This is a genomic window from Pseudomonas sp. S2_B10 (genome assembly GCF_054668425.1).
The window spans coordinates 1,221,926-1,236,906 of sequence record NZ_CP162768.1 but is presented as its reverse complement, the minus strand read 5'-3'; the positions used below and the strand labels follow the sequence as shown (position 1 = coordinate 1,236,906).

Sequence of the window (14,981 nt, the reverse complement as noted above, 5' to 3'; positions counted from 1 at the left end):
TTGAACTGTTATCGGCTGCCCGGCAGCGCTAGGGTCAAGGCTTCAAATCGCAATAAAGGACTATTGCCATGCCCACCCAAGACAAGACGAATCCACAGATTCAGGCCTCGGTCCTGAGCACCTTGTACGACGCGACCGGTGATCTCGATACCGCTGAAAGCCTGAAAAAAAGCCTGCCGGCGCATCTGCTCACGGCTTCTGCGGCCACGCTGAACAAGCTGGACGAAATCACTCGTGAACTGCACACCCTGCAAGTCAAAGTCGACAAGGATCTGACCCGGCTCAAACCCTTGCACAGCTTCTGCATCAGCGAACTCAACGCGGCGCTGAGCGAGAAATGGCCAGCGGTCTATGACGTGAGCGAGGATCTGCTCAGCCTGCCCGGCGTCGATTGTAGCTGCGATGTGAAGGCGACGGATCAGGCCGAGATCGGCTTGGTCAGACACGCGACGCAAAGCCTGTTGCAGGCAGCCATGCAAAACTTCACCGCAGACGAGGAGCAGGCCGACGGTTTCCCCGCCGGCAGCCTGGTGCGCGTCAAGAGTGTGCCCGCTGGCGTGAAGGATCTGACGCCGGCAGCGTTCGCAGCGTTGTGCCGCAAGCTGGATCTGGGCAAGAAATACCAGGAGCATCTGCAGCAAGTGTTCGGTCTGCGTGAGGAGTGCGGCAAAGTCGTGGCGACCAGTACCATGACCCGCAATATCGCCGCATTGAAGCAATCGCTGCTGGAGCTGGACGCTCATCTTGCGGAGCTCAAGGGCGATATCACCGCAGCTGGTTTGCGCATGCTGCAGGATCTGATGCTGGCCGAAGGCGTCGCTTCGGCGCAGCACCTGCGCTACGGCAAAGACCCGATGATCATGCAGGGCATCAGAATTCTCGACAGCTGCGTTTGGGGCGTGGTGGTATTTTCCAAACGCTCCGTGGAACAACATCCTGAGGACGGATGCATGGTGTATATGCCCGGCGAGCCCGAGCGCGCCGTGTATGAGTACCCGAGTTTCAATGCGTTCAAGCGCTACCTCGCGCAACAACTCAAGAGCACGGAATATCAGGGGTATTTCGCCGGCAGCCTCGATGAAGATGACAAGGCTGACTTCTTCAAGGCGTTGGCTGAGAAACCCGATCTGGGCGTCGTCGAACAATGGCCGATCAATGTGACGCTTTTTGATTTCATGGTGCAAAGCCATGTCGGCAAGTTGCAGATCGACGCGCGCAAACTGGCGGTGCCAACCGCTGATATCGATGAAGAGATCCGACAGAAACGCCTGTTGGATTTCGTTCAGCGCGGGGTGACCGTGGCGTCGGTGGCGGGGCTGTTCGTGCCGGTCCTGGGGCAATTGATGATGGGCGTCGCGGTCGGGCAATTGCTCAGTGAAGTGTATGACGGCGTCGCGGACTGGCGCCGCGGTGATCATCAGGAAGCACTGTCACATCTGCTCAGTGTGGTAGAGAACATCGCATTGATGGGCGTTTTCGCCGGCGGTCAGAAGGTGCTGGGAACTGTGGGCAAAAAACTGCTGCGCACGCATCCGGAGTTCTTCGCGCAGTTCACCGCGATACTCGATCGGGCCGGCAAGCCACGCCTGTGGAAGTCCGATTTGAGCCCGTACGAGCATGCTTTGCCGGCCGGATTCACCATCGGTGCCGGTTCAAAGGAGTTCTACCAGATCGGCAACAAGACCATCGCCCGCTTTGAGCACCGCCTGTTGGCTGGCAACTTTGATATCGACACTCAGCACTGGCGCCTGGAACACCCCGCACGCGCGCAAGCCTATGCTCCGGAACTGATCCGCCACGTCGAGGGCGGCTGGCGGTTCCCCGCTGAACAGCCCGAAGAATGGGGCAGCAGCGCCTATACGCTCAAGCGCATCGATCCGCAGTTGAGCGAATTTGCCGACAGCGACCTGGACATCCTTCGCCGGCTGAGCAACACCTCGCAGCAGACCTTGCTGGAGACCTTCAACGACAATCTGAGCCTGCCGGTACGCCTGCGCGATACCGTCGAGCGCGTGCGCATCGAGCGCCAGCTGCGTGAGTTGACCACGGAACTGGAAAACGGCGAGATCCACTCCGAGCAACCTCTTGAAGAACAGATGCACGCCTTGACGCAACTGCCGGGCTGGCCGACTGACCGATACCTTGAGGTCATCGGTCATGAAGGAGACGTCGAAACCACTTATCCTGCAAACAGCACGCTCGACGAAACCCTGGGAGTGCCGGTCACCCAAGGCCAGTTGGCACTCGGGCGCTTGCTGCAAACCGTCATCGATGGCCTCTACGAGCATGAAGTCGAGGCCTTGCTCGGCGGCAAAGTCGCGAAAAGCACGCAAGCCACCGGGCTGGCAAGAAAACTGGGTGCTGCGCTCAAATCCGATTACCGCGCGGCGTTCGAGCGGATGTACAAGCGCTATGACCACAGTGACGCGCAGGATCTGGGTAAATTACGCCAGGTCTTCGCCGACATTCCGGCGCGCCATGGTCAAAGGCTGATCGACCGCGCTTCGACTGTCGAGCGCCTGCACTTGCGCTCGACCGGGAGCGCGCCCTTGCGGTTGGGACAGCGGGCTCGGGCCGGCATTGCCGAGGTCCGGCTTGACCGGGCTTTGAGCGGGTTGCACTGGTCGTGGCTGGCCAATGCCGACACCGACAGGCTGGCCATGAAATTACTGCCGCGCCTGAGCGGCTGGAACGCGCAGCTGCGTCTGCAAGTACGCGACAAGGCCTTGACCGGACCGATACTCGAAGACATCGGCGATGGGTCGGCGACCTCGGAAAATACCGGCTATCTGGTGAAGTCCACGCAGGGCTATGAGGCGTTTGGCGGCGACAAAAAATCCTTGGGCAAGGTGGCATCCGGCCCCGACGCTTTGTACATGGCCATCCTCAAGGCATTGCCGCCACGTCAGCGGACCGCACTCGGGTTTGCCGATGCCGGACAGCTCAGTACGCAACAGTTACGCAAAAAGCTGCTCAACGTTGCCCTCGACGAACGCGAGGTCACTGCGCGGGCATTGCGCGGCGGCAGTACGGAATCACTTCCCGTCGAGCCGGCCTGTGTGCAAGGCGATCAGGTCCCCGCGACAGCTCATTCACGCACACTGCTGCGCAAAGCGCGCAGGCTTTATCCGCGTCTGAGCGAGCCGCAGCTCAGTCAATTGCTCGATGCACTGGGCGATGATCCGTTGAGCCGTGCGACCCGGATCAAAGCCCTGCGTCAGGACCTGCAAACCCTGCGTGACGCTCTGTTTGTCTGGAGTGAAGATGCCGCCGCCCTGCAAGCCATTGGGGGCGATCTGGCTGAAGCGCGGCACAGTCGGAAAATGGCCGCCGAGCTGATCGAAGAAGCGTTTCGACGCTTTCATTGGGCCACCAACGAAGAGGGAAAAAACCTCTGTACCCTTGACCTTGACGGCATGCGCATCGGTAAAGTGCCGACGTTACCGTCGTCGGTGAGCTTCGACCATGTCGAGCAATTGTCGATGCGGAACATGGCGCTGGGGGATGATGTGGCGTACTTCCTCAAGTCCTTCAAACAGCTCGACTCGCTGGAACTGGGCAGCAACGCGATCACCCGGCTACCTGAAATGTTGTCGCACATGCCGCGTCTGCAACGGCTGAGCCTGGCAAACAATCAGCTCAAGCTCACCGAGCAGACCCTGGCGAAGCTGAACAGGCTGAGCACTTTACGCTACCTGAATCTGGACAAGAATCCGTTGGGTGCCACCCCTGATTTCAGCCGAATGTCGCAACTGCGTCGCTTGTCGCTGAACGATACCGGCATCACCGAACTGCCAGAAGGCCTCGACCATTCTGCGCACATTGAACTGATGGATCTGACCGCCAACAGCATCACGGAGCTGCCCGAGTGGTTATTCGAGAAATCACGACGTTTCACCGGCGCACTCAAGCTTGGGCTGAACCCCTTTTCGGAAACGGCCAAAACGCATCTGGAGAACTATCGCGATAATTTCGGCGTTGGGATGGACTATGTCGCCGATGACATCGCACGGCTGAACGAGCAAACGGCGCGCTCGCTCTGGTTGACGAAGGTCAGTGGCGAAGAGTGGGCAGAGCAGTCGCGCATCTGGGCGGCATTGCGCAGCGAGCGGACGGCCGATGGCTTGTTCACTTTGCTGGCGCAACTGGGCGATACCGCAGACGGCAAACAGGGCAGCGCTGACATGCAGCGACGCGTCTGGGCGGTACTGAAGGCGGCGGAAGCTGACGAGCCGCTGGGCCGTCAACTGCTCGACATCGCGGCCGATCCGCTGCACTGCACCGATAACGCGGCGCTGGTTTTCAGTCGCCTTGAAGTCGCAGTGGAAGTCGAGCGGGTGAGCAGGGCTGCAAGCGGGAGCAGGGGTACTGCCAAGGCGTTGTTGGAACTGGGCCGCAGCCTGTTCAGGCTGGACAGGCTGGAAGAAATCGCCCGGGAGCATTCGCTCCGGGCGCCAAAGGTCGATGCGCTGGAAATGAACCTCGCTTACCGCATCGGTCTCACCGATGCGCTGGGACTGCGCGGTCAACCGAAAGATATGCTGTTCAGTGCCCAGAGTGGCGTGACGGCCGCTGATCTTGAGGTCGCAAAAAATCGCGTCTTCACCGCTGAACTCTCCCCGCAATGGCTGGAATACATGCAGGGGCGAACGTTCTGGCGTGACTATCTGCGACGCATATTTGTCCGCAAGTTTGCGCTGATCGATGACCTGTACGACCCGCAAATGAGCGCACTGTTCGACAAGAAGGACACGCTGCCCTCTGGCGATTATTTGAGTCAGAACCAGGCACTCAAGCTTGAAAAGGACCAGGCTGAAGACGTGCTGTTCAAGAGCCTGACGGAAGACGCGATACGGCTGATGGATCTGGGCATCTGCGAAATGCCCGATACGTGAAATTCACTTGCCGCGAATCAACTGCCGTAAGGCGAAACGATTGGGATGGCAGGCTTCGGCCACACTGCGTGGCAATGGCAGCGGCTCGTTGTCCAGCCACGCGGCAAGCAGCTCGCCGGACAGCGGCGCGGTGATCAGCCCGCGAGAACCGTGGCCGCTGTTGACGTACAGACCATCGAGCCACGGGCAGGCGAGGTCCGGCACTTGCCGGGCGTCTTTGCTCAACGCTGCGTAGGTCTGATTGAAGGTTTGCAGATCAGCGAGCGGGCCGACAATCGGCAGGTAATCGGGGCTGGTGCAGCGGAAAGCTGCCCGGCCCTCAAGGTTCGCAAGTGGCTGCTCGCTGATGTTGAGGCGTGTCAGCAGGTCGCTGGAAATTTCTTCGAGCATCGCCAGATTGCCTTGGTGCTCGGCAGTCGTGGGCGTCAGATCGTCATTGTTGAAGTCGAAACTGGCGCCCAAGGTGTGCTCGCCCAGACGCGCCGGGGCGACGTAGCCCTCGGCGCACACCACCGTAGCCAGCGCATGACTTTCTGCAGTCTCGGCCAGACGCGTGATTTGGCCGCGAATGCGCTTGAGCGGTAGGTCGGCACTCTGGGCAAAACGTTTGATTTCGGCGGCTCCGGCCAGGATCACCACCGGCGCACTGGCGAGCAAACGTTCGCCGTCGAAGGCTTGCCACAGGTCTGCGACTTTGCGCAGTTCCAAAGCTTCGTGATGGCTGAGCAACTCAATGTTGGTGTGGGTTGCCTGGGCCTGACACAGCGCCGGCGGATGCACCCAGCCGCCTTCGGGGTAGAACAAACCGCCGTGGGCCACGCCGACACCGGCGCGGGCCTGGGCTTCAGGTTGCTCCAGCCACTGCAAGAGATCTTCCGGGAATGCCGCCGCCAGTTGCGCGTGGCGCTCGGCTTCCTTGGCGTTGAACGCCAGTTGCAGCACGCCGCAGTCATCCCAGTCGCTGCCGCGTTGCAGGCTTTCCAGCAGGCGCCGGGTGTAACCGAAGCCACTGACGATCAACTGCGATAACGCAGTGCCATGGGCGGACAGCTTGAGATAGAGCACGCCTTGCGGGTTGCCCGAGGCTTCTTGCGCGACGGCCGCGTGACGCTCCAGCAGACTCACTTGCCAGCCGCGCGCCGCCAGGCTCGACGCTGTCGCGCAGCCAGCCAGGCCGGCGCCGATCACCAGCGCCCGGCGCTCACCGCGCAACGGAACAGGGCGGGCGAACCAGGGTTTCGCCGGTAGGGGCGCCGCCACCTCGGCGGGCCAGCCGAGAAACTCGCCACGCAGGATTTCCCATTTGTGGCCGATGCCCGGCGTGCGCTTCATCTTGAACCCGGCAGCATTGAGCAGACGGCGGACCCAACCGGTGCTGGTGAAGGTGCTGATGGTCGAGCCCGGCGCAGCCAGCCGCGCCAGTTCGACGAACAGTTCAGCGGTCCACATGTCCGGATTTTTCGCCGGGGCGAAACCGTCGAGAAACCACGCGTCGATCTGTGCATCGAGTTGCGGCAGTTGCTCCAGCGCATCGCCGATCAGCAAGGTCAGCGTCACGCGGCCGTTGGCCAGAGTGATGCGTTGAAAGCCTTGATGAATCGCCACGTAATGCCTCAGCAACTGATCCGCCAACGGCATGAGTTCTGGCCACAGTGCCAAGGCCCGGCGCAGATCCGCAGGCGCCAGCGGGTACTTCTCGACGCTGACAAAATGCAAGCGCGCGCCGGCCACCGCGTGCTGTTCGAACAACTGCCAGGCACAGAGAAAATTCAACCCGGTGCCGAAACCGGTTTCGCCAATCACCAGACGTCCATCCGCCGGCAGCGCAGCGAAACGCTCGGCCAGACGGTTCTGTTCGAGAAACACGTAACGGGTTTCCTCCAGCCCCGACTGGTCGGAAAAATACACGTCATCGAACACCCGCGAACGTGGGCGTCCCTGGTCGTCCCAGTCGAGTTGGGCGTGGGGCATTTCGGCTTTCATGGCAGGCTCGGCAAACACAAGGCGGCCATTCTAGCCGATCGCGCGCGAGCTGCCTGATCCAGCACAAGACGGGATTTGGGCGTGTCAGGGAAAATTTCAAAAGATCGCAGCCTTCGGCAGCTCCTACAGGGAAACGCATTGCAAATGTAGGAGCTGCCGAAGGCTGCGATCTGTTCAGGTGCTGTAATCATCCGCTAGTCTTGCTGAACCCTGGAAGGAGCCGTCCCATGTTTGAATCCGCTGAAATCGGTCACGCCATCGACAAAGACACTTACGAGGCGGCCGTCCCTGCGCTGCGTGAAGCCTTGCTGGAAGCGCAGTTCGAGTTGCAGCAGCAGAAGCGCTTTCCGGTGATCATCCTGATCAACGGCATCGAAGGGGCGGGCAAGGGCGAGACGGTCAAACTGCTCAATGAATGGATGGACCCGCGCCTGATCGAAGTGCGCACCTTCGACCAGCAGACCGATGAAGAACTCGCGCGGCCACCGGCTTGGCGCTACTGGCGGATGCTGCCGGCCAAGGGGCGGATGGGTGTTTTCTTCGGCAACTGGTACAGCCAGATGCTCCAGGGTCGGGTGCACGGACTGTTCAAGGATCCGCGTCTGGACCAGGCCATCGCCGGCGCAGAGCGTCTGGAAAAGATGCTCTGCGATGAAGGCGCGTTGATCTTCAAGTTCTGGTTTCACCTGTCCAAGAAGCAGATGAAAGCGCGGCTCAAATCACTGGCCGACGATCCGCTGCACAGTTGGCGCATCAGTCCGCTGGACTGGCAGCAATCGCAGACCTACGACAAGTTCGTCAAATACGGCGAGCGGGTGCTGCGCCGCACCAGCCGCGATTACGCGCCGTGGCATGTCATCGAAGGCGTCGATGCCAATTACCGCAGCCTGGCGGTGGGCAAGATTCTCCTCGAAGGCCTGCAAAACGCGCTCAAGCGTGCCGACGTCAATCCTCACGAAGTCAGTGCCGCGCCGCTGGGTACGCCGGTCGATCAGTTGAACCTGCTCGACAGCCTCGACCTGACGCAGCGTCTGGACAAGAAAGACTATGAAGAGCAACTGATCACCGAGCAGGCGCGCCTGTCCGGGCTGATGCGCGACAAACGCATGCGTCGCCATGCGCTGATCGCGGTGTTCGAGGGTAACGACGCGGCGGGCAAGGGCGGGGCGATTCGCCGCGTGGCAGCGGCGCTCGATCCGCGTCAGTACAGCATCGTCCCGATTGCCGCACCGACCGAAGAAGAGCGCGCACAACCGTATCTGTGGCGGTTCTGGCGACACCTCCCGGCGCGGGGCAAATTCACTGTGTTCGACCGCTCCTGGTACGGACGGGTGCTGGTCGAGCGGATCGAGGGCTTCTGCACCCCGGCCGACTGGCTGCGCGCCTACGGCGAAATCAATGACTTCGAAGAGCAACTGGCCGATGCCGGCGTCATCGTGGTCAAGTTCTGGCTGGCCATCGACAAGGACACGCAGATGGAGCGCTTTCAGGAGCGCGAGGAGATTTCCTTCAAGCGTTTCAAGATCACCGAGGACGACTGGCGCAATCGGGAAAAGTGGGACGACTATCGCCGGGCGGTCGGCGACATGGTCGATCGCACCAGCACCGAGATCGCGCCGTGGACGCTGGTCGAGGCCAACGATAAACGCTGGGCACGGGTGAAAGTGTTGCGCACCATCAACCGCGCGCTGGAAGACGCATTCGAGAAATCCGACAAGAAAGCCAAAAAGCACAAGGACTGAGGCGATGGCCGCGCATACGCCGGGTGAATGATCCTCGCGGTCGGTAAGAAGGTGGACTTATGCTCAGGTCCACTCTCAACCGACAACAACAATGAGGTATGCCATGCGTGAAGTGGTGATCGTCGACAGCGTGCGGACCGGCCTGGCCAAATCCTTTCGCGGCAAGTTCAACCAGACCCGCCCCGATGACATGGCGGCCCACTGCGTCAATGCCCTGCTGACCCGCAACGATATCGACCCGGCCAGCGTCGAGGACTGCATCGTCGGCGCCGGATCCAACGAGGGCGCGCAGGGCTACAACATCGGCCGCAACGTCGCGGTACTGTCGCGCCTGGGCACCGGCACCGCCGGCATGACCCTCAACCGTTTCTGCTCGTCGGGTTTGCAGGCGATCGCGATTGCCGCCAACCAGATCGCCTCCGGTTGCAGCGACATCATCGTTGCCGGCGGCGTCGAGTCGATCAGCCTGACCCTGAAGAGCGTCAACACCGATCACCTGATCAACCCGCTGCTCAAGCAACAGACTCCCGGCATCTACTACACCATGGGCCAGACCGCCGAAGTGGTGGCACGACGTTATGGTGTCAGTCGTGAGGCGCAGGATCGCTATGCGCTGCAAAGCCAGATCCGTACCGCTCAGGCCCAGGCTGCCGGTCTGTTCGACGATGAAATCGTGCCGATGGCGGTGAAATATCGGGTCGAGGACAAGAACAGCGGTGAAGTGCAGATTGTCGACGGCGTCGTCGAGCGCGACGACTGCAACCGCCCGGACACCACCTACGAAAGCCTTGCCGGACTGAAACCGGTGTTCGCCGACGACGGTTCGGTGACGGCGGGCAATTCCTCGCAGCTGTCCGACGGTGCGTCGATGACACTGGTGATGAGTCTGGACAAAGCGCTGGAGCTGGGGCTCAAACCGAAAGCGTTTTTCCGTGGCTTTACCGTCGCCGGTTGCGAGCCGGACGAAATGGGCATCGGCCCGGTGTTCTCGGTGCCGAAACTGCTCAAGGCCAAGGGCCTGCAAGTGGCGGATATCGATCTGTGGGAATTGAACGAGGCGTTCGCTTCGCAGTGCCTGTACAGCCGCGACCGGCTGGAGATCGACAACGACAAATACAACGTCAATGGCGGCTCGATTTCCATCGGCCACCCGTTCGGCATGACCGGCTCGCGTCAGGTAGGGCATCTGATCCGGGAATTGCAGCGGCGCAACCTGCGTTACGGCATCGTCACCATGTGCGTGGGCGGCGGGATGGGGGCGAGTGGGTTGTTTGAGGCGGTGCGCTAAAGGATTGGTTGCCCGTTCAGGCCCCTTCGCGAGCAGGCTCGCTCCCACAGGTGATCGCATTCCCCTGTGGGAGCGAGCCTGCTCGCGAAGGCAGCGCCACGGTTCAGCGGCTGGAATCCCGCCGCTGCATCCGCGCTATATAAGCCTGAATCTCCCGCTCGATCACCTGACCGTCAAACGGCCCCTCAAGGGTATTGTCCCGGGTGCTGAAATACAGCTCGCCATTGACCCGGCACACGCGGTCGCTGCGAAAACGGGTGGCGGGGGCGCTGTCCTCGGCGCGCATGGCGTACATGTCGGTCTCCCTGATATGTGTTGAAAAGTCTGCAATCAGCTTATGCCTGAAGCACTTGGCGCGCCTGCCCGGCCGATCAACGGCGGCGCGCCGGTTTACTGCTGCGACCTGCACAGTTTCATTCGCGGCCTGGCGGCAACTGTCCCTGTGTTGCACGGGACAGGGCGCCTAGAATGCAGGCTCTTGTCAGCAGGCTTTTGGGGTTCGCATGCACATTTCATCGGGGCGCTGGGTGTACGGACTGTTCCTGGCGCTGCTGACCGCGTTTCTGTGGGGCATCCTGCCGATCAAGCTCAAACAGGTGTTGCTGGTGATGGACCCGGTCACGGTGACCTGGTTTCGTCTGATGGTTTCCGGCGGCTGCCTGTTCATTTATCTGGCTTCGGTCAAGCGCCTGCCAAGTCGCAAGGTGCTCGGGCCGAAGGGCGGCTGGCTGGTGCTGATGGCGGTGCTGGGGCTGGTCGGCAATTACGTGCTGTACCTGATGGGCCTCAACCTGCTCAGCCCCGGCACCGCGCAATTGGTGGTGCAAATGGGTCCGATCATGCTGCTGATCGCCAGTCTGTTCGTGTTCAAGGAGCGCTTCAGCATTGGCCAGGGCATCGGCTTGCTGGTGTTGCTGATCGGCTTCGGCCTGTTCTTCAATCAGCGCCTGGCCGAGCTGCTGACTTCGCTCTCTGATTACACCGCCGGCGTGCTCTTGGTGCTGCTGGCGTCGACGGTCTGGACCTTCTACGCGCTGGGCCAGAAGCAATTGCTGACTGTGTGGAATTCGTTGCAGGTGATGATGGTGATCTACCTGTTCTGCGGGCTCTTGCTGACGCCGTGGGTACATCCACTTGAAGCGCTCAACTTGAGCCCGTTGCAGGGCTGGCTGTTGCTGGCGTGCTGCATGAACACCTTGATCGCCTACGGCGCATTCGCCGAAGCGCTGGCGCACTGGGAAGCCTCGCGAGTCAGTGCGACGCTGGCGATCACGCCGCTGGTGACATTTGTTGCGGTGGCGATTGCGGCGCGGATCTGGCCGGACTACGTGCATGCCGAGCAGATCAATGCGCTGGGCTATGGCGGGGCGGTGCTGGTGGTGCTGGGTTCGGCGCTGGTGGCGTTGGGGCCATCGTTGATTGCCGGGCTCAGGGCGCGGCGGATGCGCATGGCCTGAAGATCAAAAGATCGCAGCCTGCGGCAGCTCCTACAATTGGAATGCGTTTCCCTGTAGGAGCTGCCGAAGGCTGCGATCTTTTGCTTTAGCCCTTGGCCCCGGCCTCGATCATGTTCTCCGGGCGCACCCAGGCATCGAACTCTTCATCAGTCAGATAACCCAGCTGCAACGCCGCCTCACGCAAAGTCAGCCCTTCGCTGTAAGCCTTCTTGGCGATCTCCGCCGACTTGTCATAACCGATGTGCGGGTTCAGCGCGGTCACCAGCATCAGCCCACGTTCCAGATGCCTGACCATGACCTCGGCATCCGGTTCGAGCCCGGCGATGCAGTGCTGCTGGAAGTTGCTGCAGCCATCACCAAGCAAACGGATCGATTGCAGCAGGTTGTGGATGATCACCGGTTTGAACACGTTCAGCTGCAAGTGCCCCTGACTGGCGGCGAAACCGATCGCCACATCGTTGCCGAGCACCTGGCAGGCGAGCATCGACAGCGCTTCGCACTGGGTCGGGTTGACCTTGCCGGGCATGATCGAACTGCCCGGTTCGTTGGCCGGCAGCTTCACTTCAGCAAAACCTGCGCGAGGACCTGAGCCCAGCAGACGCAGGTCGTTGGCGATCTTCATCAAGGCCACGGCGAGGGTTTTCAGCGCACCTGAAAGCGTTACCAGCGGTTCATGACCGGCCAGTGCAGCGAACTTGTTCGGCGCGGTGACGAACGGCAAGCCGGACAGCGCGGCCAGCTCGGCGGCAATCGCCTCGCCGAAGCCGTGCGGCGAATTCAGCCCGGTGCCGACCGCAGTGCCGCCCTGCGCCAGTTCGCAGACCGCCGGCAGCGCGGCGCGGATGGCGCGCTCGGCATAATCCAGTTGCGCGATGAAGCCGGACAATTCCTGACCGAAGGTGATCGGCGTCGCGTCCATCATGTGCGTGCGCCCGGTCTTCACCAGTTTCATGTGCCGTGCCGCCAGTTCAGCGAGGCCGCCGGACAGCTCGGCAATCGCCGGCAGCAGTTGTTCCTGCACCGCTTTGGCGGTGGCGATGCTCATGGCGGTGGGGAAGCAGTCGTTGGAACTTTGCGAGCGGTTGACGTGATCGTTCGGGTGCACCGGCGACTTGCCGCCGCGCGGGTTGCCGGCCAGTTCGTTGGCGCGACCGGCGATCACTTCGTTGACGTTCATGTTGCTCTGGGTACCGCTGCCGGTCTGCCAGACCACCAGCGGGAACTGCTCGTCATGCTCGCCGGCGAGCACTTCATCGGCGGCCTGTTCGATCAGGCGAGCGATGTCGGCGGGCAGGTCGCCGTTGCGGTCGTTGACCCGTGCGGCGGCTTTCTTGATCAGCGCCAGGGCGTGCAGCACCGGTAGCGGCATGCGTTCCTGACCGATTGCGAAGTTGATCAGCGAGCGTTGCGTCTGAGCACCCCAGTAAGCGTCGTCCGGGACCTCGATCTGGCCCAGGCTGTCGGTTTCGATACGGCTCATCGTGCACACTCCTGTTGGTCTGTTGGCGCAATTTAGGCCGGCATCGGCCCGGGTGGTTCCATCGGCTCGATTGTTGACCGCAAAACCCCGCCAATCAAGCGCGGCAAGGGCCGGGGGTTGAGCCATAGCGATTGTTAGGCGCAGAATGGTCGCCCTTGGGGTTCGACCTCGCTTTGCTTAAAGGAAACTCGATGACTCGTCTTCGCGCCATCTGTACCGCGGTTGCACTGGTTTGCGCCAGCGGCCAGGTGCTTGCCGATACCGCCAGCCACAACGCCAGTGCCGAAGCTTTCCTGACGCTGGCTCACGCTGACAAGCTGGGTACCCCGGTGTACATGCAAGTGCAGCAAATGTTCGCCCAGCGCTTTGAACAGACCAAAGCCCCTGAGTCGAAGAAAGCCGTGCTCGAAACCTACCAGGCCAAGGCCAACGCCGCGCTGGACCAGGCCATCGGCTGGAACAAGCTCAAGCCCGACATGGTCAAGCTCTACACCAGCAACTTCAGCGAATCCGAGCTGAAAGATCTGGTTGCCTTCTACCAGTCGCCACTGGGCAAGAAAGTCCTGGAAAAAATGCCGCAGCTGACCCAGCAGTCGGCGCAGATGACCCAGGGCAAACTGGAAAGCGCGGTGCCAGTGGTCAACAAGCTGCTCGACGACATGACCAAAGAGCTGACCCCGGCCGCGGCGCCAGCCAAGAAGAAGTAAGCGGAGTTCGTGATGACCATGCAACAACGCATCGAATCGACGCTGGCTCTGTTACAGCCTGAGCACCTGCAAGTGCTGGACGAAAGCCACATGCACAGTCGCGGGTCACAGACCCACTACAAGGCGGTGGTGGTCAGCGCGCAGTTCGAAGGCCTGAACCGGGTCAAGCGCCACCAGAAAGTCTACGGCACGCTCGGCGAGCTGATGGGCGAGTTCCATGCGTTGGCGCTGCACACCTACACCCCGCAGGAATGGGCAGAGATCGACGGCGCTCCGGCGTCGCCGACCTGTGCCGGCGGTAGCAAACATTAAGATCAAAAGATCGCAGCCTTCGGCAGCTCCTACAGGGCACAGCCGCAGGCGGTGATGTTTTTTGCTAGAATCCGCAACGCGCCGCTTAGCCGGCGCGTTTTTTATTGAATCCGGTTCACCCTTTGCGAGGGTAGCCACCTGGAGAAATACCCATGACACAACCGATTGTCGTGGCGGCACTGTATAAGTTCGTCACCCTCGAAGATTACGTTGACCTGCGCGAGCCACTGCTGCAAGCGATGGTCGACAACGGCATCAAAGGCACTCTGCTGATCGCCGAAGAAGGCATCAACGGTACGGTTTCCGGCAGCCGCGAAGGCATTGACGGTCTGCTCGCCTGGCTCAAGAACGATCCGCGCATGGTCGACATTGACCACAAGGAATCGTACTGCGACGAACAGCCGTTCTATCGCACCAAGGTCAAGCTGAAGAAAGAGATCGTCACCCTCGGTGTCGAAGGCGTTGACCCGAACAAAAAGGTCGGCACTTACGTCGAGCCGCAAGACTGGAACGCGCTGATCAGCGACCCGGAAGTGCTGCTGATCGACACGCGCAACGACTACGAAGTGTCGATCGGTACCTTCGAAGGCGCCATCGATCCGAAAACCACCAGTTTTCGCGAGTTTCCCGACTACATCAAAGAACACTTCGACCCGGCCGTGCACAAGAAGGTCGCGATGTTCTGCACCGGCGGCATTCGCTGCGAGAAAGCCTCGAGCTACATGCTCGGCGAAGGCTTCGAAGAGGTCTACCACCTCAAGGGCGGCATCCTGAAGTACCTCGAAGAGGTGCCGCAGGAAGAAACCAAATGGCGCGGCGACTGCTTCGTCTTCGACAACCGCGTCACCGTGCGTCACGACCTGACGGAAGGCGACTACGATCAATGTCATGCCTGCCGCACGCCGGTCAGCGTTGAAGATCGCGCCTCCGAGCACTACGTCGCCGGCATCAGTTGCCCGCATTGTTGGGACAAGCTCAGCGAGAAAACCCGGCGCAGCGCCATCGATCGGCAAAAGCAGATCGAACTGGCCAAGGCACGCAATCAGCCGCACCCGATCGGCTACAACTATAAGCAAGCATCTTCCGAGGCTTAATCATGTCTGCGCGCCTGCTCTAT

General features: G+C 61.1%; 10 protein-coding genes. 7 read left to right on the top strand and 3 right to left on the bottom strand.

Features of this window, described 5'->3' with window-relative positions; all coding sequences use genetic code 11:
* Positions 1 to 68 precede the first annotated feature (68 nt).
* Positions 69 to 4,895: an NEL-type E3 ubiquitin ligase domain-containing protein gene (locus AB4O45_RS05370; RefSeq protein WP_460161160.1), complete on the top strand. Its 4,827-nt coding sequence runs from the start codon at positions 69 to 71 to the stop codon at positions 4,893 to 4,895.
* A 3-nt stretch (positions 4,896 to 4,898) separates the two neighbouring features.
* Here AB4O45_RS05370 and mnmC read toward each other — a convergent pair whose 3' ends face one another.
* The gene (gene mnmC, locus AB4O45_RS05365; RefSeq protein WP_460161159.1) at positions 4,899 to 6,878 is read right to left on the bottom strand and encodes a bifunctional tRNA (5-methylaminomethyl-2-thiouridine)(34)-methyltransferase MnmD/FAD-dependent 5-carboxymethylaminomethyl-2-thiouridine(34) oxidoreductase MnmC; all 1,980 of its coding nucleotides are present in this window, start codon (positions 6,876 to 6,878) and stop codon (positions 4,899 to 4,901) included.
* A 227-nt stretch (positions 6,879 to 7,105) separates the two neighbouring features.
* On the opposite strand from mnmC, the gene pap reads away from it, so the two are divergent.
* Both pap and AB4O45_RS05355 read left to right on the top strand, forming a co-directional pair.
* Positions 7,106 to 8,620, top strand: a complete 1,515-nt coding sequence (gene pap, locus AB4O45_RS05360) for a polyphosphate:AMP phosphotransferase (protein ID WP_041478254.1) — start codon at positions 7,106 to 7,108, stop codon at positions 8,618 to 8,620.
* A 103-nt stretch (positions 8,621 to 8,723) separates the two neighbouring features.
* A complete protein-coding gene (locus AB4O45_RS05355; RefSeq protein ID WP_016770940.1) occupies positions 8,724 to 9,908 on the top strand; it encodes a thiolase family protein in 1,185 nt (394 codons plus the stop codon).
* 103 nt (positions 9,909 to 10,011) lie between these two features.
* Here the strand turns inward: AB4O45_RS05355 and AB4O45_RS05350 are convergent, their stop codons facing one another.
* Complete coding sequence (locus AB4O45_RS05350) at positions 10,012 to 10,203, bottom strand: DUF6316 family protein (RefSeq protein ID WP_460161158.1); 192 nt, start codon at positions 10,201 to 10,203, stop codon at positions 10,012 to 10,014.
* A 208-nt stretch (positions 10,204 to 10,411) separates the two neighbouring features.
* Between AB4O45_RS05350 and AB4O45_RS05345 the strand changes: the two genes are divergently transcribed.
* Positions 10,412 to 11,365, top strand: a complete 954-nt coding sequence (locus tag AB4O45_RS05345) for a DMT family transporter (RefSeq protein WP_460161157.1) — start codon at positions 10,412 to 10,414, stop codon at positions 11,363 to 11,365.
* An 85-nt stretch (positions 11,366 to 11,450) separates the two neighbouring features.
* On the opposite strand, the gene AB4O45_RS05340 is transcribed toward AB4O45_RS05345, so the two are convergent.
* Positions 11,451 to 12,845, bottom strand: a complete 1,395-nt coding sequence (locus tag AB4O45_RS05340; protein ID WP_460161156.1) for a class II fumarate hydratase — start codon at positions 12,843 to 12,845, stop codon at positions 11,451 to 11,453.
* 191 nt (positions 12,846 to 13,036) lie between these two features.
* Here AB4O45_RS05340 and AB4O45_RS05335 point away from each other — a divergent pair, with 191 nt between their 5' ends.
* The 3 genes from AB4O45_RS05335 to trhO all read left to right on the top strand — a co-directional run bounded on the left by AB4O45_RS05335 (position 13,037) and on the right by trhO (position 14,958).
* On the top strand, positions 13,037 to 13,552 hold the full coding sequence (locus tag AB4O45_RS05335; RefSeq protein WP_016770936.1) for a DUF2059 domain-containing protein: 516 nt from the start codon (positions 13,037 to 13,039) through the stop codon (positions 13,550 to 13,552).
* A 12-nt stretch (positions 13,553 to 13,564) separates the two neighbouring features.
* Complete coding sequence (locus tag AB4O45_RS05330) at positions 13,565 to 13,864, top strand: BolA family protein (protein WP_016770935.1); 300 nt, start codon at positions 13,565 to 13,567, stop codon at positions 13,862 to 13,864.
* 152 nt (positions 13,865 to 14,016) lie between these two features.
* Positions 14,017 to 14,958 carry an oxygen-dependent tRNA uridine(34) hydroxylase TrhO gene (gene trhO, locus AB4O45_RS05325; RefSeq protein ID WP_041478261.1) on the top strand — a complete coding sequence of 314 codons (942 nt, stop codon included), beginning with the start codon at positions 14,017 to 14,019 and terminating at the stop codon, positions 14,956 to 14,958.
* The last annotated feature ends 23 nt before the right edge of the window (positions 14,959 to 14,981 follow it).